This is a genomic window from Bacillus taeanensis, assembly GCF_003318295.1.
GTDB lineage: Bacteria > Bacillota > Bacilli > Bacillales > UBA6769 > Maribacillus > Maribacillus taeanensis.
Genome location: NZ_QOCW01000024.1, coordinates 1 through 17,505, shown reverse-complemented (window position 1 = coordinate 17,505; position 17,505 = coordinate 1). Strand labels below are relative to the sequence as shown.

The 17,505-nt window shown below is 39.1% G+C and carries 19 protein-coding genes and 1 rRNA gene; 16 read left to right on the top strand and 4 right to left on the bottom strand.

Translation table 11 applies throughout. The annotated features are described in order from the left end of the window. Positions 1 to 190 precede the first annotated feature (190 nt). The gene (gene mutY / locus DS031_RS18095) at positions 191 to 1,291 is read left to right on the top strand and encodes an A/G-specific adenine glycosylase (protein ID WP_425451991.1); all 1,101 of its coding nucleotides are present in this window, start codon (positions 191 to 193) and stop codon (positions 1,289 to 1,291) included. 3 nt (positions 1,292 to 1,294) lie between these two features. Then, positions 1,295 to 2,056, top strand: coding sequence for an SDR family NAD(P)-dependent oxidoreductase (locus tag DS031_RS18090; protein ID WP_113807467.1), 762 nt, complete (start codon positions 1,295 to 1,297; stop codon positions 2,054 to 2,056). Between the two features lie 302 nt (positions 2,057 to 2,358). Here the strand turns inward: DS031_RS18090 and DS031_RS18080 are convergent, their stop codons facing one another. Then, positions 2,359 to 2,583, bottom strand: coding sequence for a cytosolic protein (locus tag DS031_RS18080; RefSeq protein ID WP_113807465.1), 225 nt, complete (start codon positions 2,581 to 2,583; stop codon positions 2,359 to 2,361). Between the two features lie 110 nt (positions 2,584 to 2,693). Here DS031_RS18080 and fabL point away from each other — a divergent pair, with 110 nt between their 5' ends. From fabL to DS031_RS18060, 4 genes are all read left to right on the top strand, one after another. Continuing rightward, complete coding sequence (fabL, locus tag DS031_RS18075) at positions 2,694 to 3,443, top strand: enoyl-[acyl-carrier-protein] reductase FabL (protein ID WP_113807464.1); 750 nt, start codon at positions 2,694 to 2,696, stop codon at positions 3,441 to 3,443. A gap of 86 nt (positions 3,444 to 3,529) precedes the next feature. Then, the gene (locus DS031_RS18070) at positions 3,530 to 3,745 is read left to right on the top strand and encodes a gamma-type small acid-soluble spore protein (protein WP_113807463.1); all 216 of its coding nucleotides are present in this window, start codon (positions 3,530 to 3,532) and stop codon (positions 3,743 to 3,745) included. 253 nt (positions 3,746 to 3,998) lie between these two features. Continuing rightward, the gene (gene ntdP, locus DS031_RS18065; protein WP_113807462.1) at positions 3,999 to 4,526 is read left to right on the top strand and encodes a nucleoside tri-diphosphate phosphatase; all 528 of its coding nucleotides are present in this window, start codon (positions 3,999 to 4,001) and stop codon (positions 4,524 to 4,526) included. Positions 4,527 to 4,611: 85 nt separating this feature from the next. Beyond that, positions 4,612 to 6,360, top strand: a complete 1,749-nt coding sequence (locus tag DS031_RS18060) for an ABC transporter ATP-binding protein (RefSeq protein ID WP_113807461.1) — start codon at positions 4,612 to 4,614, stop codon at positions 6,358 to 6,360. A gap of 70 nt (positions 6,361 to 6,430) precedes the next feature. Here the strand turns inward: DS031_RS18060 and DS031_RS18055 are convergent, their stop codons facing one another. Then, on the bottom strand, positions 6,431 to 7,504 hold the full coding sequence (locus DS031_RS18055) for an aromatic acid exporter family protein (protein WP_113807460.1): 1,074 nt from the start codon (positions 7,502 to 7,504) through the stop codon (positions 6,431 to 6,433). Positions 7,505 to 8,074: 570 nt separating this feature from the next. After that, positions 8,075 to 9,373 (bottom strand): glutamate-1-semialdehyde 2,1-aminomutase, encoded by a 1,299-nt coding sequence (locus tag DS031_RS18045; protein WP_113807458.1) that lies wholly within the window; start codon positions 9,371 to 9,373, stop codon positions 8,075 to 8,077. Positions 9,374 to 9,594: 221 nt separating this feature from the next. Here DS031_RS18045 and DS031_RS18040 point away from each other — a divergent pair, with 221 nt between their 5' ends. From DS031_RS18040 to perR, 8 genes are all read left to right on the top strand, one after another. After that, the gene (locus DS031_RS18040; protein ID WP_113807457.1) at positions 9,595 to 10,608 is read left to right on the top strand and encodes an ABC transporter ATP-binding protein; all 1,014 of its coding nucleotides are present in this window, start codon (positions 9,595 to 9,597) and stop codon (positions 10,606 to 10,608) included. Beyond that, the gene (locus DS031_RS18035) at positions 10,601 to 11,392 is read left to right on the top strand and encodes an ABC transporter permease (protein WP_113807456.1); all 792 of its coding nucleotides are present in this window, start codon (positions 10,601 to 10,603) and stop codon (positions 11,390 to 11,392) included. Before DS031_RS18040 ends, DS031_RS18035 begins: the two co-directional genes overlap by 8 nt. 3 nt (positions 11,393 to 11,395) lie before the next feature. Beyond that, positions 11,396 to 12,181 (top strand): ABC transporter permease, encoded by a 786-nt coding sequence (locus tag DS031_RS18030; protein ID WP_113807455.1) that lies wholly within the window; start codon positions 11,396 to 11,398, stop codon positions 12,179 to 12,181. 59 nt (positions 12,182 to 12,240) lie between these two features. After that, positions 12,241 to 12,693: a potassium channel family protein gene (locus tag DS031_RS18025; protein WP_245947530.1), complete on the top strand. Its 453-nt coding sequence runs from the start codon at positions 12,241 to 12,243 to the stop codon at positions 12,691 to 12,693. Between the two features lie 151 nt (positions 12,694 to 12,844). After that, positions 12,845 to 13,042, top strand: coding sequence for an aspartyl-phosphate phosphatase Spo0E family protein (locus tag DS031_RS18020; RefSeq protein WP_113807453.1), 198 nt, complete (start codon positions 12,845 to 12,847; stop codon positions 13,040 to 13,042). 119 nt (positions 13,043 to 13,161) lie between these two features. Next, the gene (gene bcp, locus DS031_RS18015) at positions 13,162 to 13,632 is read left to right on the top strand and encodes a thioredoxin-dependent thiol peroxidase (protein ID WP_113807452.1); all 471 of its coding nucleotides are present in this window, start codon (positions 13,162 to 13,164) and stop codon (positions 13,630 to 13,632) included. A 93-nt stretch (positions 13,633 to 13,725) separates the two neighbouring features. Further along, positions 13,726 to 14,835, top strand: coding sequence for an aminopeptidase (locus DS031_RS18010; RefSeq protein ID WP_113807451.1), 1,110 nt, complete (start codon positions 13,726 to 13,728; stop codon positions 14,833 to 14,835). Positions 14,836 to 15,178: 343 nt separating this feature from the next. Next, positions 15,179 to 15,616: a peroxide-responsive transcriptional repressor PerR gene (gene perR / locus DS031_RS18005; RefSeq protein ID WP_113807450.1), complete on the top strand. Its 438-nt coding sequence runs from the start codon at positions 15,179 to 15,181 to the stop codon at positions 15,614 to 15,616. An 89-nt stretch (positions 15,617 to 15,705) separates the two neighbouring features. On the opposite strand, the gene DS031_RS18000 is transcribed toward perR, so the two are convergent. Beyond that, on the bottom strand, positions 15,706 to 16,074 hold the full coding sequence (locus tag DS031_RS18000; protein WP_113807449.1) for a YgzB family protein: 369 nt from the start codon (positions 16,072 to 16,074) through the stop codon (positions 15,706 to 15,708). 204 nt (positions 16,075 to 16,278) lie between these two features. Here DS031_RS18000 and DS031_RS17995 point away from each other — a divergent pair, with 204 nt between their 5' ends. Both DS031_RS17995 and DS031_RS17990 read left to right on the top strand, forming a co-directional pair. Continuing rightward, on the top strand, positions 16,279 to 17,151 hold the full coding sequence (locus DS031_RS17995) for a nucleotidyltransferase-like protein (protein ID WP_113807448.1): 873 nt from the start codon (positions 16,279 to 16,281) through the stop codon (positions 17,149 to 17,151). Positions 17,152 to 17,414: 263 nt separating this feature from the next. Continuing rightward, a 16S ribosomal RNA gene (locus DS031_RS17990) occupies positions 17,415 to 17,505 on the top strand; the annotation flags it as partial.

The window sequence follows — 17,505 nt, the reverse complement described above, 5'->3', positions numbered from 1 at the left end:
TAGAAAAATTTGATGTGTGCTCTAAGTCATATTATGATAAGAGAGGTATGACCGTTCAAAAAGGAACGAAAACAATGAGTTCCCTTTTAGTGCTGTCACAATCTAAAGTTTAACTTGGAATTATTAACGAAAATTAAAGGTTACGTAAATTTTTATACTTAATTATTTTATCATGATGGAGGCACTAAATGTGAGCAATAACGTTGTACAAGCTCTTGAAGATTTTCAAATTAAAACATTTCAAGAGAACTTATTAACATGGTATCGGGAAAATAAACGCGATTTACCATGGCGAAAAGACCAAGACCCTTATAAAGTATGGGTATCCGAAATTATGCTTCAGCAAACGCGTGTAGATACCGTAATTCCTTACTTTAATCATTTTATAGACAAATTTCCAACGATTGAAACATTAGCATATGCCGAAGAAGAATCTGTCTTAAAAGCGTGGGAAGGATTAGGCTATTATTCGCGCGCACGTAATTTGCAGGCCGCTGTAAGAGAAGTTGCTGAAAACTACGGTGGAAAAGTTCCAGACTCGCCAAAGGAAATCTCCTCCCTAAAAGGGGTCGGTCCTTATACGTCAGGGGCGATTTTAAGCATTGCTTACGGAATTCCTGAGCCTGCGGTTGATGGGAATGTGATGCGCGTGCTTTCAAGAATTTTATACATCTGGGATGATATCGGGAAACCGAAAACAAGAAAAATCTTTGAAGAAGCAGTGCGTGCCCTTATTGCAGAAGATGCGGCATCAGATTTTAACCAAGCATTAATGGAGCTTGGCGCGACAATTTGTACACCGCAATCTCCTGCCTGTCTGCTCTGCCCGGTTCAGGAACACTGCCGCGCATTTTCTGAAGGAGTTGAAAAAGAACTGCCGGTAAAATCAAAGAAAAAACCGCCAAAACCGCTGCCAATGGCTGCGGCTGTACTGATGAATGAAGAAGGAAAAGTGCTTATTCACAGAAGACCAAGTGAAGGATTGCTTGCAAATTTGTGGGAATTTCCAAACCATGAAACCCTCTCACAAAAAGGTGAGCAGGACGCACAGCTTGTGAATTTTCTTTCTGAAGAATATGAAGTAGAATCATGCATTGACGACCATATCGCTAACTTCAGCCACGTTTTTTCACATATTAAGTGGAATATAGCGGTTTATACAGGAAAGCTAATGGGAGAAGTAAAAGAAGCCGATGATTTAAAGCTTGTTAATCCGAGCGAACTTCAAAACTATCCATTTCCTGTATCACACCAAAAAATTATCAAAAGTTTGTTTTGGAAAGGAGAATGACCTATGGAGCTTGGATTAAAAGATAAAGTAATCTTAATAACAGGCGGTTCTAAAGGAATTGGACGAGCAATCGCTAAAGTTTTTAAAGAAGAAGGCGCCCGCGTTGCGATTGCGGCAAGAGGAATTGAGGCGTTAGAACATACAAAACAGCAGTTAGAACTTGATGCTGTGTACAGTGCAGATCTTACAAACGAAAAAGAGCGCGCTGAGATGTTTTCCACTTTCTTAAATGATTTCGGAAAAATTGATATTCTTGTTAACAATGCCGGTGGAAGCAATGGAGCGGGAACGATGGAAACCGATCTTGAACTTTTTCATGAGGCAATGGAGCTAAATTATTTTTCAGCTGTTCAATTGAGTAAACTTGCAGCAGAAGAAATGAAAAAGAATCAGTCTTCTGGAAGCATTGTAAATATTTCATCAATTTTTGGTCGTGAAAGCGGTGGAAAAGTAACGTATAACAACGCAAAAGCAGCAATGATTAGTTTTACAAAATCATTTGCCGATGAAGTAATTAAAGACGGCATTCGTGTAAATGGCATTGCGCCAGGCTCGATTCTTCACCCAACAGGAAACTGGCAAAAACGAATCGAAGAAAACCCAGAAAAAATTAACCGCTTTGTGGAAGAACAAATTCCAGCCGGCAGATTTGGTACAACAGAAGAAGTGGCAAACGCAGTAGTATTTCTTGCTTCTGAAAAAGCTTCATGGATTGTTGGTGCCACATTAAACGTTGACGGCGGACAATCAAAAAGCAATTTTTAGTTGACAAAAACCGGGGTCTGACCCCGGTTTTTGTCAAGTCCTATTTTTCGCTTTTTTAGATGTCCAGCTGCAAACGCCATCGGCTCGAGGTCATAAGTGAATCTGTCCAGAAGGCAAAATGCAGCCTTCCAGCCAGCTTCCCTTATGCTTGTCGCTGATAAACGGGCGTTTTCCGCTTTTCTAGATGTCCAGCTGCAGCACCCAGCCTCTCGAGTCAAATAACCTTCCGCCGTAAAGGCAAAAAGCGCCTTTTCGTCGAAAGAACATTTGCTTGTCAAGGCTAAACGGGTGCTTTCGCTTTTCTAGTCATAGTTAAGTTTTGTGCCGTTTGTCCAGGTTGCTTCATGTTTTTTAAATAAGCCGCGGTCTTCGATTTCTTCAATGATTTCGTGGTGAATTGTGACCCCTTCACTGTTTAAGTATGGTGTCATTTGCTGCAGGCCGTGATGAAAAAAGGCAAGCTCACTGTCCTGCCATTCTGTTTTTGGAATCATTGAAAGCTCGGTCATATCTCGTCCAACATACATAAGGAAATCCCTCCATTCTTAAAGATTAATCGTATATAGGTTTCCTACCCGATTTTAGAAGTATGCAACCCAAAATAAAATCAGTCGTTTCACTGAAAGGGGAAAGAAATATGGAAAAAAAAGTAGCGCTCGTAACCGGAAGCAGCCGCGGCATTGGGAAAGTGATTGCAGCGCGCCTAGCAGAACAAGGCTATAATATTGTCTTAAATTATGCGCGAAGTAAAACAGCAGCGCTTGAAACAGCAGAAGAATTAAAAAAGCTCGGCAGTGAGGTACTCGTTATAAAATGTAATGTAGGTAAAGTCGATAAAATTAAAGAAATGTTTCAAGAAGTGGACGCGCATTTTGGCCGACTCGATATCTTTGTGAACAATGCGGCATCAGGGGTTCTAAGACCACTTATGGAGCTTGAGGAAAGCCATTGGGATTGGACGATGGATATTAACAGTAAGGCATTATTATTTTGCGCCCAGGAAGCGGCGAAGTTAATGGAAAAAAATAACGGCGGGAAAATTGTCAGTTTAAGCTCAATTGGCTCGATTCGTTATCTTGACAATTACACAACAGTAGGTGTTTCAAAAGCCGCTGTTGAAGCATTAACACGTTATTTAGCCGTTGAATTAGCATCAAAAAATATTGTCGTTAATGCCGTTTCCGGTGGTGCGGTTGATACAGACGCCTTAACACATTTTCCAAATCGTGAAGAGCTGTTAGCGGTAGCAAAAGAAAAAACGCCTGCAGGAAGAATTGTTGAAAAAGATGATTTAGCAAACGCGGTAATGTTTTTACTATCGGACAAAGCAAGCATGATTCGCGGTCAAACAATTATTGTCGACGGCGGAATCACCCTGCTGACGTAGTCTGAAAAATATCCCCTAAAAAAGATTTTTTTAAGGGGATATTCTCTCACCACCTGGTTACATTAATGTTTGTGGAGGTGAGACACATGGCAAATCAAAACCAAAATAAAACACAAGCTGGTACAAACATTCAACACGTAAAACAGCAAAACGCACAATCTGCACAAGCTGGTGGTGCAGCTGGTCAATTCGGTACTGAATTTGCGAGCGAATCTTATGCGCAAGAAGTAAGAAAGCAAAACGCGCAATCTCAAGCTCGTAAAGCTCAAGCTTCAACACAAGGTCAAAAACCTCAGCAGTAATGAAAAACCCCCTCTATCAAAAATTGATAGAGGGGGTTTTCTTTATGCTTGCCGCCGATAAGCAGGCGTTTTCCGCTTTTCTACATACAACACAGCACATTCATTTAAAAATTATACTATTAACGGTATAATAAAAGAGGAATAAAACAAAGAATGGTGAGAGAGGCATAAATAGGTACGTTTTCATGCAAGTTAATTAAAAAGAAACAGCTCGCTCGCTTAATGAAAAAATAAACTAGGAAGGAGGAACAGCATGGAGTTTCCCAGAAGCGGCACCGCGATAGAAATTCAAAGCTATAAACATAACGGTACACTTCATCGCATTTGGGAAGAGACGGTTGTGCTATCAGCAACTTCTAAAGAAGTGATTGGCGGCAATGATCGTATCTATGTAACGGAAGCGGACGGAAGGCAGTGGCGCACGCGTGAGCCGGCAATCTGTTATTTCAGCGCAGATCATTGGTTTAATGTGATCGGTATGATTCGAAATGATGGCATTTATTATTACTGCAATTTAGGAAGTCCGTTTACATGGGATGAAGAAGCATTAAAGTACATTGATTATGATTTAGATGTAAAAGTTTATCCTGATATGTCTTATCGTTTACTTGATGAAGATGAGTATGAGGAACACCGCAGACAAATGAATTATCCAAAAGCAGTGGACCGCATTTTAAAGCGAAATTTACAAGAGTTAATCAATTGGATTAATCAACGAAAAGGACCTTTTGCACCAACATTTATTGATGAGTGGTATGATCAATATTTGTTATACCGCTAATGTGAAAACCTGTTGAAATTTGTTCAGCAGGTTTTTATCTATTCAAATTTAAAAAGTGCCTTTGAAAACATTGAGGTGATGAAAACTGAACACGATTCGCCGTTATTTACAATTTGTAAAACCGTATAAAAAAGAAATACTTTTCACAATTTTTATTGGGATTTTAAAATTTGGAATTCCGCTGTTTATTCCCCTTATTTTAAAGTATGTTGTGGATGATGTAATCGGAGCGTCCATTCCTTATGAAGAAAAAATGTCGCGTTTAACATGGGTAATTGGGATTTCGTTATTTGTGTTCATTGTACTTCGACCACCAATTGAATATTATCGCCAGTATTTTGCGCAGTGGACAGGAAGTAAAATTTTATATGATATTCGCGACCAGCTTTTTGCCCACATTCAAAAGCTTAGTTTAAAATTTTATTCAAACAATAAAGCTGGTGAAGTGATTTCCCGTGTCATTCACGATGTTGAGCAGACGAAGTCCTTTGTTATTACCGGTTTAATGAATTTATGGCTTGATTTAATTACCATTTTCATCGCGATCGGTATTATGATGACAATGGACTTTTGGCTAACAATTGTTGCGATTTCGCTGCTGCCGCTTTATGCATTTGCGGTTAAATATTTTTATAAACGACTAAGAAGTTTAACGAAAAATCGCTCGCAAGCATTAGCAGAAGTGCAGGGGCATTTACATGAACGCGTGCAGGGAATGCCTGTTATTCGAAGTTTTGCCTTAGAAGACTATGAACAAAAACAGTTTGCGGTTCGCAATCAAAACTTTTTAGATAAAGCTCTAGACCATACGAGCTGGAATGCGAAAACATTTGCGATCGTTAATACGATTACAGATGTGGCACCGCTTCTTGTCATCAGCTTTGCTGGTTATTTCGTCATTACAGGCGGATTAACAGTTGGGGAAATGGTAGCCTTTGTCGCATATATCGACCGGTTGTACAACCCACTGCGCCGTCTTGTAAACTCTTCGACAACATTGACCCAGTCGCTTGCCTCAATGGACCGCGTGTTTGAGTTTATTGATGAAAAATATGATATTGAAGACAGCCCAGAAGCAAAAGAATTAAAAGCTGTAAAAGGCGATGTAACGTTTGACGATGTGTCGTTTCAATATAATGAGGACGAGATGCCGGTATTAAAAAATATTAACTTAAACGTCAGAGCGGGTGAGACAATTGCACTTGTTGGGATGAGCGGCGGCGGAAAATCATCCTTAATCAGCTTAATTCCACGTTTTTACGATGTAACAAGCGGCAGTATTTTAATTGATGGAGAAGATATTCGTTCGTTTGAAGCGCGCTCCTTACGAGATAAAATCGGCATGGTGCTGCAGGATAACATTTTATTTAGTGATTCTGTCAAAGAAAATATTTTAATGGGGCGCCCGGAAGCATCGGATGAAGAAGTGATTGCTGCTGCAAAAGCAGCCAATGCCCATGAGTTTATTTTAAACTTGCCTCAAGGCTATGATACAAAAGTCGGCGAGCGCGGCGTGAAGCTGTCTGGAGGACAAAAGCAGCGTGTTGCGATTGCAAGGGTATTTTTAAAAAATCCACCGCTGTTAATACTAGATGAAGCAACATCAGCACTTGATTTAGAAAGTGAACATTTAATTCAAGAGTCGCTTGAAAAGCTTGCAAAAGAGCGGACAACCTTTATTGTTGCCCACCGCTTATCAACGATTACCCATGCGGATCGAATTGTCGTCATGGAAAACGGTGAAATCGTTGAAATCGGCAGCCACCGTGAACTAATGGAGAAGCAGGGAAGCTATTATAACCTTTTCCAAGTACAGCAGCTTGATTTAGTTTAAAAATATTAATAAGTAAAAGAGAGTAAGACGAACTCATTGAGTTCGTCTTACTCTTTTTATTTTCGCTTTTCTAGTCGATTATTTCTTTCTCTGAAATTCGTACTTCATTTTGCTCTTTATGATACGTTTGAAAGCTTTCAATTAATTTGTTTAAATGCTCAAGCTGTTCACTGTAATCAATAATAAGAGCAATAACCGGAAAAAGGCGAACATTTACTTCATCGTCTTTATAATAAGCGAGAAATTCGTCTGTTAAAAATTGCTTGCCGTAGCACAATTCATCTACCGTTGATTGAATCGGTTGGGAGCGAAGTTTGCCGTTATATTTTAATAAAATACGTTCATGATAATTTGTTAAGCAGTCAATTTGATCGCGTACTAATTTCTGAAGCTTATCGGGTGCTTGCGATAGTTCATTTTCATGGCGGTGTAAGCTTTTTAAAGTTTCAAGAGCTTTCGTTGTTGTCGCGATCATTTGGCGGTACAGCACAAGCTTTCTGCCTTTTGGAAACTGCTTTTGCCGAATATAATTTCGTTCTTCTTTATAAAACAAATAATATTGATTTGTTTTAATAATATGTTCGCGCAGTGTCATTAAATCTTCTTTTAACACTGTATATTCTGAGGCGTGTCTTGTAATGAGCCGCATCCATTTTAAAATTTCTTCGGTTGTGCTGAGCACTTTATAATAAAGCTTTGTTTCATAACGGGGCGGTACAAAAAATAAATTAACTAAAAACGATGAAAGCACACCGAGTAAAATTAATAGAAAACGGTCAACGGCAAAGGTAATAAAATCGCCGCCAGGGCTTTCCATTAACACAATGACTGTTACAATCGCGAGCGGAATCGTGCTTTCAATTTTTAGCTTTAAATTAATCGCAATAACAATGACCACAACAAGTCCAATAATAAATGGGTCATTTCCGACGCTGATAAAAAAGAGGATTGCAAAAAACGCGCCGATTACATTTGACTGAACTTGTTCAAGAATCGTTTGATAAGAGCGGTAAATCGACGGCTGAATCGCAAATGTTGCCGCGATTGCCGCAATCGTCACAGATCCTAAATTAAACAGTGCGGCTAAGTAAATTGATAAGGTAATGGCAATTCCCGTTTTAATCGTTCGGGCACCAAGTTTCATATAATTCTTTTTTCCTTTCTTTTTCGTATAGTCCAGCTGCAGCGCCTACTCCCTGGAGTCAAATAACCTTCCGCCGTAAAGGCAAAAAGTGCCTTTTCATCGTAAGAACATTTGCTAGTCGGGGGTGAGCAAGACGCTTCCGCATTTCTAATTGTCCAGCTGCAGCACCCAGCCTCTCGAGTCAAATAACCTTCCGACGTAAAGGTAAAAAGCATCTTTTCGTCGAAAGAACATTTGCTTGTCGAGGCTAAACGGGCGCTTCCGCATTTCTATCTGTCCAGCTGCAGGCGCTATCGGCTCGAGGTCACAAGTCAATCCGTCCAGAAGATAAAAAGCAATCTTCCAGCTGTCTTGCCTTGTGCTTGTCGTCGATAAACGAGCGCCTTCCGCATTTCTAATAGTAGATGAACTATACATTGTATTATCTGTTTTAAAAATAATGCTGAACGAAAGTACTATACAGCGTTTAATTGGAATAATCAAGAGAAAATTAGCACGAAAAATCATATAAAAAAAGGTTACCTCAAAATCAAAGGATCAAACCTTAATGAAGTAACCTTTTTCTTATCCTTATAACTCTTTTTTAAGTTGTTTAAACGCGTTTTCGACTGCTTTTAGTGTTGTTTCAATATCATCCATCGTATGCGCGATCGTTAAAAACCATGCTTCATATTTCGAGGGCGCAAGGTTAATGCCTTGATGAAGCATTAATTTAAAAAACTTGCCGAACAGTTCGCCGTTTGTGTTTTCAGCCTGTTCGTAATTTGTAATCGTTTCTGTTGTGAAGTAAACGGTAAGCGCACCTTTAAGGCGGTTAATCGTAATCGGCATGTTGTACGTTCTTGCGTGCGCTAAAATGCCTTCTTCTAGACGGGTGCCAAGCTCGTCTAATTTTTCATAAACGCCTTCTTCTTTTAACACTTCAAGGCAGGCGATGCCGGCAGACATGGATGCGGGGTTTCCTGCCATCGTACCGGCTTGATAAGCAGGACCAAGCGGTGCAACTTGTTCCATAATTTCTTTTTTGCCGCCGTATGCGCCGATCGGAAGGCCGCCGCCGATAATTTTTCCAAGCGCAGTCATATCAGGCTCAACACCGACTAATTTTTGTGCACTGCCGTATGTAAAGCGAAACGCGGTAATTACTTCATCATAAATAACAAGCGCACCATATTCGTGGGTTAAATCGTTAACCGCTTGTAAAAAGCCTTCTTTCGGCTCAACAATTCCAAAGTTTCCAACGATCGGCTCCACCAATACGCCGGCAACTTGATCTCCCCATTTTTCGAGTGCCTCTTTAAACGCATCGATATTATTAAACGGTACTGTAATCACGTCTTGGGCGATTGACTTTGGAACGCCAGCTGAATCTGGAGTTCCAAGTGTTGATGGACCAGAACCTGCCGCAACAAGCACAAGATCGGAATGACCGTGATAGCAGCCGGCAAACTTAATTATTTTTGTGCGTCCTGTATAGGCGCGCGCGACACGAATCGTTGTCATGACCGCTTCTGTACCGGAATTTACAAAGCGCACTTTATCCATCGACGGAATCGCTTCTTTTAACATTTTCGCAAACTGATTTTCAAGCTTTGTCGGTGTCCCGTATAATGTTCCGTTTTCAGCTGCTTTTGTGATCGCTTTTGTAATGTGGGGATGCGCATGTCCGGTAATAATTGGACCATATGCACCTAAATAATCGATATACTTGTTGCCGTCGACATCCCAAAAATAGGCGCCTTTACCAAGCTCCATGTAAACAGGAGCCCCTCCGCCAACCGCTTTAAACGAACGCGATGGACTGTTTACACCGCCAACAATATGCTGTACTGCTTCTTTATGTAATTGTTCTGAATTCGTAAAGTTCATAACCAACCTCCTCGAAAAGTGAAATTAAGTCCATCGCTATTGTAGCATTTTTACTAGTGATGCTGTAAAACAATGATGGTAATTTTCATTTCATCGTGCAAAACAGTCTTGTCTGTTGTTCGCAGTCAAAAGGAATAGAGAAATGAGCAAAGCATACAAATTGTTTTTCTTTCGTGACTTGAGTAAACTATGTAGTGGTATTGAAGGAGAGGAGTATCGCCATGAAATCTGTTATTGAAGTTCAGGATTTACGAAAAGAATTTAAGTCCCATTCAAGCCGCTCAGGTTTAAAAGGGGCGTTTCGCGATTTATTTACAAGAAATTATAAAATCATTCCAGCTGTTGAAGATATTTCGTTTAATGTGAAACAAGGAGAGATGGTTGGTTATATTGGTGAAAATGGCGCCGGCAAATCAACAACCATTAAAATGCTGACAGGGATTTTAACGCCGACATCAGGAACTGTTGTTGTAAACGGCATGAATCCGCATAAAGAGCGGGAAAAATTTGTGCAAACAATTGGGGTTGTGTTCGGTCAGCGTTCCCAGCTTTGGTGGGATATTGCTGTGCAAGAATCGTTTCGCCTTTTAAAGAAAGTGTATAAAGTGTCAGACGCTGATTATAACGAGCACATGAATCATGTGATTGAAACGCTCGATATTGGTCCGCTGCTAGACAAGCCGGTTCGAAAGCTCTCGCTTGGACAAAGAATGCGCTGTGAACTTGCGGCAGCACTGATTCACAATCCGCCGCTGTTATTTTTAGATGAGCCGACAATTGGACTTGATGTGCTTGTAAAATTAAAAATCCGCAACTTTTTAAAAGAAATTAATGAAAAATATAAAACAACAATCTTACTTACCACCCATGACTTATCCGATATTGAAGCACTTTGTGAGCGGGTCATTATGCTTGATGAAGGAAACATCATTTATGACGGCCGTCTTAATGAACTGCGCTCAAGCTGGGGCGAAGGAAAACAGGTTGAAATTCAGTTTATTGATTTCCCAACGCTTGACGCACTTAACTCCATTACAAATGATCTTGAGGTTGTTTGGACGAAAAGTGAACGAAACAATGTTTGGGTCGCAAATGTTACAAATGAAGAAAAAGTAATCTCCGAATTAATCGGTCGTGTTGTCGCTGCACACCGGATTAGCGATATGAAGTTTCATGAAATTTCAACCGAAGAAATTATTCGAAATATTTACGAAGAGGGCGTTATTCATGGCTAAATATATTGAAATGATTCGGATTCGTTTTTTGATGATGCTTGCCTACCGGACGAATTATTACAGCGGGATTTTAATTTACAGCATTAATATTGGCGCCTATTATTTTCTATGGACAGCGATTTACAGCGGCAAAGGGGAACTTGAAGGCTTATCTGTTATTCAAATGACAACTTATATTGCTGTTGCATGGATGGCAAGGGCGTTTTACTTTAATAACATTGACCGTGAAATTGCACAGGAAATTAAAGAAGGAAAAGTAGCCGTTGAACTAATACGGCCTTACCACTATTTACTTATGAAATTGATGCAGGGACTAGGGGAAGGGATTTTTCGGTTTGCCTTTTTCTCGGTACCAGGCTTAATTATTGTCTCATTTATTTTTCCGTTTAACTTTTCCGGAGAGCTTTCTGTATGGGTCTTTTTCTTTTTATCACTCTTATTTAGTTTTATTATTAATACGCAAATTAACTTAATTGTCGGGATCTTAACGTTCTTCTTTTACAATAATGATGGCTTAATTCGCGCTAAACGCGTTGTGATTGATTTATTTTCAGGACTGTTACTTCCAATCAGTTTTTATCCTGTCTGGGCGCAAACTGTAATGGGCTATTTTCCGTTTCAAGCAATCAGCTATATTCCAAGTATGATTTTTACGGAAGGCTTTATCGGCAGTGAGATTACAAACGCGCTTCTATTTCAAGTGTTTTGGGCCTTTGTTCTCATTATTCCAATTCAACTGCTGTGGATGCTGGCTAAAAAACAGCTGATTGTACAGGGGGGATAACAGATGACATATTTTTCAGTGTTTTTTCAATATGTAGGACAATATATGAAAACAAGATTAACGTACCGTGTGGATTTGTTAATTGAAATACTATCAGATTTATTGTTTCAAGCTGTAAACCTTATTTTTATTTTAGTCGTGTTTGGTCATACTCAGCTTTTAAGCGGCTGGTCGCGTGATGAAATTATTTTTATTTACGGCTTTTTTCTCGTCCCATTTGCGATTTTTACATCATTTTTTAACATTTGGGATTTTAATGAACGCTATATTGTTAAAGGAGAGATGGACCGGATTTTAACGCGTCCTGTTCACAGCTTGTTTCAAGTGATTTTAGAGCGAATGGAGCTTGAATCATTGTTCGGAGCGTTAACAGGAATTGCTGTGATGATTTATGCAGGCTCTCATCTTGATTTAACGTTCGCTTGGTATGATCCCTTTGTCTTTATCGTGATGGTGTTAGGTGGATCACTCGTGTATGCTGGGATCTTTATTTTACTTGCAAGCATTGGCTTTTGGTCGGATGCAAGAACATCGATTATGCCGATGATGTACAATATCGGAAACTATGGCCGTTATCCTGTTAATATTTATAATAAGGTCATTCGCTATATTTTAACATGGATTTTACCGTTCGCTTTCGTTGGCGTGTATCCATCTGCTTATTTTTTAAACCGCGAAGAATGGTATATGTATTCCTTTTTAACGCCATTTGTTGGCATCGGCTTTTTTCTCTTTGCCGTTTTTATGTGGAATATTGGCGTCACGAAATACCGCGGAGCAGGAAATTAAAGCAGCGTTTTGTCCTATTCGAAAAAGCCGCCTCATATTTATGAATGAGGTGGTTTTTTATGGTGCTATTAGCGTGGACAGTGATGCTTTTATGTATTCTTGCCGTATCTGACAGCTTTTTTTCCTTATTTAAACAAACAAATATGAGACGTGGTGTGTTCTCCTTTTATAAATTGGCGCTTTTATTTTTGATTTACTTAACGATTATTACAGCGTTTGCTTGTTTGTATACCATTTTTATGATGAATGGGTTGGTTGTATTAAAAGAAGGAACAAAGATTGTAGACGGGCAATTTTTAAGTAGTCTAGCAACCTCCGTTTATTTTAGTGCGGTGACACTTCTTTCCGTTGGCTACGGCGATATTACACCAATTGGTATTGGACGCTGGATTGCGGTCATTGAAGCGCTTCTCGGCTATTTGCTTCCTGCTGTTTTTTTTGTGACGACGATTGTCGATTATGACCGCGAGATGGGGATGAAAAAATCGAACAGGCGTCCGCTTGGAAAATAGTAAAAACGCAAATTTTGTATGAATTTGTAGGATTACCACTTCTTTAGGCGAAGTGGTTTTCAATCGATTAAAAAACGGGCATAATAACTTTAATTAATTAGTTAGACAAGCTTTATAGTCCATGATTTTACAGAAATAGAGGTGCAGTGAGATGGATGGAGTGCGTTGGATAATTGAAGCAGAAAAGAAAGCATTGCTACAGTTAATTGCTGACAAGCGAAAAGAAATGATTGACATTGCGATGCGAAAAGGATTTGCTTGTACAGAAACCGTTCGCTGCAGTCAAGAATTAGATGGGTTGTTAAACGTTTATGAGCGGCGTTTTGTGAAGTTGAAAATGAGCGGTTAACCTATCTTATAGCAAAGTTCAGGTGCTTCTTTCTAGACAACCTTTTAACTCTTAAATGTTGTATCATCATTAAAAATTGGTTACCCTTAGTAGGAGATCAATGATGAGGAGTGATTTTGATGAGTATTGAAGTTGGAAAGAAAGCACCTGAATTTACATTAATGGCAAATACGGGAGAGGAAGTGACGCTGTCTAATTATAAAGGAAAAAATGTGATCCTTTATTTTTATCCAAAAGATATGACCCCAGGCTGTACAACAGAAGCATGTGATTTTCGCGACCGCCATGAAAGCTTCAAAGAAGTGAATGCAGTTATTCTTGGTGTAAGTCCTGATCCTGTTGACCGCCATAAGAAATTTATTGAAAAGCATGGCCTTCCGTTTTTACTTCTTGCTGATGAAGACCATAAAGCTGCAGAAGACTATGATGTCTGGAAGCTGAAGAAAAACTTCGGTAAAGAATATATGGGCATCGAACGCTCGACATTTGTCATTGATAAAGAAGGAACACTTGTAAAAGAATGGCGCAAAGTACGTGTGAAAGATCACGTAGAAGAAGCGCTTCAATACATAAAAGAAAATTTATCGTAACAAAAGAGGTTAATTGAAGGTCTGGTCCCCTCATATTGAGGAGGACTATACCTTGTATGTTAGCCTCATTTTATTTTAAAGGGGAAAAATAGGATGAAAGACGAACGAATTACAAAGCTTGCCGGAACGCTGCTGTCTCATTCGATTACATTACAAAAAGGTGAGCGTGTACTCATAAAAGCGCATTCGGTGGCAAAGCCGCTCATCAAAGAGTTAATTGAACAAACATATGCGCTTGGCGCGTATCCTTATGTGACACTTTTAGATGATGATATTTCAAGGTATTTAGCAATGGGCTATAAGCGTGAGCAGCTGCAGATTCAAGCCGATTGGGATATGCAGAAATATAAAGATGTCGATGCTGTCATTGCAATTATCGGAGAAGAAAATGATGCGGAAATGGCAGACGTTCCGACAGATAAATTTAAGCTCCGCGGCGAAGTATTTAAGCCTGTTCAGCAATTTTACATTAATAACCGGCGCTGGGTTCTTCTTAATTACCCGACGCGTGGTCTTGCTCAAAAAGCGGGAATGAGTACGGAACGTTTTACCGATTATTTACTTCAAGTTTGTAATGTTGATTATCAAAAAATGGCCGAAGCTCAAGCGCCGTTAAAAAAATTAATGGAACAAACAGATCGTGTTCGGATTATCGCGCCAAATACTGATTTATCGTTTTCAATTAAATGCATTCCAGCGGTTCCCTGTGCAGGTGAAGCAAACGTGCCTGATGGTGAAGTGTTTACGGCACCTGTCAAAGACAGCGTAAACGGAACAATTACATTTAATACACCATGTCCGTATCGCGGTGTAACGTTTCGAGATGTGTCGCTCACATTTAAAGATGGAAAACTTATTGAAGCGAAAGCAGATCAGCCGGAGAAAATTAATGAAATTTTTGATACAGATGAAGGCGCGCGTTATGTTGGCGAATTTGCGATTGGTTTAAATCCACTGATTCAAGAGCCGATGGGAGATATTTTATTTGATGAAAAAATTGCCGGAAGTATTCATTTTACACCCGGGGAAGCCTATGAAGAAGCAGATAACGGCAACCGCTCTTCGATTCATTGGGATATGGTATTAATTCAGCGAAAAGAATACGGCGGCGGGGAGCTTTACTTTGATGATGTATTAATACGAAAAGACGGCAAATTCGTCCTTCCTGAACTTGAAGGATTAAATCCCGAGAACTTAAAATAAAAGAACATAATAAAGGCGGATGTCTATACCATCTTAACAGTCTCTCATACACTAATAAGGATCATACCTCAACGATTTTAGCGCGGGCTGCTCCCGTGCTTTTTTTATGAGGATTTAGGCTGTGAAAAAAGGGGATTGTCTCCTTTTTCGGAAATAGGGTATGCATTCAATTGAACAATTAACGCGGGTAAAACATAGGAAGCAAGAAATAATAAATAGGAAGAAAATACATTTTAAATTCTTATAACCGATTATTGACAAATGGCATTTTTACAATGTACACTATTTATAAACATTATAAAATAAGAACGTTTTTTAAAACGGGAAAGTGAGGTGCATGACGATGTCAGAAAGCAAGCTGCAGGAAGCGGTTCATACGTTAAAAACGGCTGGTGTACGCATTACACCGCAGCGTCATGCGATATTAGAACATCTCATTGAATCCTTGTCACATCCAACCGCAGATGACATTTATAAAGCGCTGGAAGGAAAGTTTCCAAATATGAGCGTTGCAACTGTTTATAACAACTTGCGCGTCTTTAAAGAAGTGGGACTTGTAAAAGAATTAACATATGGCGATTCATCCAGTCGTTTTGATTGTGTCACAACCGATCATTACCATATAATTTGTGATGATTGTGGTAAAATTGTTGATTTTCATTATCCTGGTTTAGATGAAGTTGAAACATTAGCAGAACAGGTGACAGGATTTAAAGTATCACGCCATCGCATGGAGATCTATGGGGTCTGTCCTAATTGTATAAAGAAAACACAACATTAATATAATAAGCATGTTTAGTAAAGATAAATAATATACAAGTACAAAGAAAGCTAAGCGCTTTAAAGCGCTTAGCTTTCTTTGTACTTTACTTAATTTTCTTTATTCACAGGCTGTTTTTTTCGATTATAATTTTCATTAAACTCTTTTCCTTCTAAGTTAGGATCAAGTGTGAGCGGTTCGCGGCAGTACATACAAGCATCAACACGTCCAAGCATTTTTGTAACCTTACTGCAGTTTGGGCATGTTACCTGAACAGCTTTTGTTGATAAAAGACCAATCCATGCATAAACCGCCGCACTTGAAAGGGTTGCAAGACATCCGATAATCATTAATAGCGACATCACGATCATGGACTGCTTAAAAAAGATGCCGACATACATAATTGCAATACCGATAAAAATTAAACTTAAGGCAAATGTTCTTATTTTATTAATCTTATTAGAGTATTTTAAGGCCATGATATTCCCTCCTATTTGGAATTATAGCATAATTGTTTTTCCACTTTAAAAAAATTAATCACTATTATTCTCTTTTCTTCTATATAATTTTTCAAAGTTAACATTCGCAGCAGTTGTTTTTCAGATTCAGCAGGATTTGTGGTAAAGTTGTGGAAGTGTAATACTGCTCGTAATCCAGGCTTGATTGAATGTGGAGGAATAAAAATGGAAAATAGTTGGCGCTCCCTTTATCAAGAAAGATCCAGTCACCGTGATACGTTGGGAGTATTAATGGTTGAAAAAAATAAACCGATTAGTCCGCTTACCGATAATTTTGATGTTGTTCTGCTAATTATTATGAAAGAAGCGGAACAGCCGTGGCTTGTAAAACATTATGAATATGAAGAAAAAAAAGCATCGCTTCATATTGTCACTGAAAAGCGGCTTAACGAATGGCTTCTTTTAGGAAGTCACCGAAGAGCGGTTGAGTGGGTGATTAATGGAAAGATTTTATTTGATCGCAATGAATATATGAAGAAACTAAAAGAAAAGCTCCGTGAATTTCCGATTGAAGATCGCACAAAGAAAATCGGTTTAGAATTTGCGAAATTAATTAGAAGATCAACTGATGGAAGAGATTTGTATCAATCAGGTCACTATCTTGACGCCTTTAATTACATTTTACATGCCCTCCATCATTTAGCACGTTTATCCGTAATTAAGCATGGTTTTCATCCGGAAGTAACAGTATGGAATCAAGTAAAACAAATTGAGCCGCAAATTTATAAGCTGTATCATGAACTCGTAACCGGGGCAGAGCCTTTAGAAAAGCGTATTGAATTATTGCTGCTTGCAAACGAGTTTTCGCTGTCTACAAAAACAGAAATTGGTGCTCGGCATTTGCTTCAGGTGATGCGCTCAAAAGAAGAAGAATGGTCTTATGGAGAATTAATGAGTCATGGAGAGTTAATGGAATATGGCGTTGATCTTGGTGCGCTTTTAGAGCATCTTGTTCAAAAGAAATTAGTAACTGTCCAGCGATTAGAGACAAAGGGCAAAGGAATCTTTCATCGTATGTATGCCTTAAAAAATGAATAAAAGAAAAAACTTTTTAAAAAGTGTTGACGGGGGAATATCCCCCGTGTTATATTTATGCATGTCGCCGCAAGACAAGCGGCACTGCTTCAAAAAAACTTTTAAAAACATGTTGACTTGTTAAAAACAACGTGTTAAGATATAAAAGTCGCTGTTAACAAATCAGCGCAGTTGTTCTTTGAAAACTGAACAAAACGCCAAGCGAATTTATGCAATATCCCGAAAGAAGCAATTCTTTCGACAACAACTATTGAGCAATTCAAACTTAATTTGAGAGTTTGATCCTGGCTCAGGACGAACGCTGGCGGCGTGCCTAATACATGCAAGTCGAGCGCGTGAAACTAACTGATCCCTTCG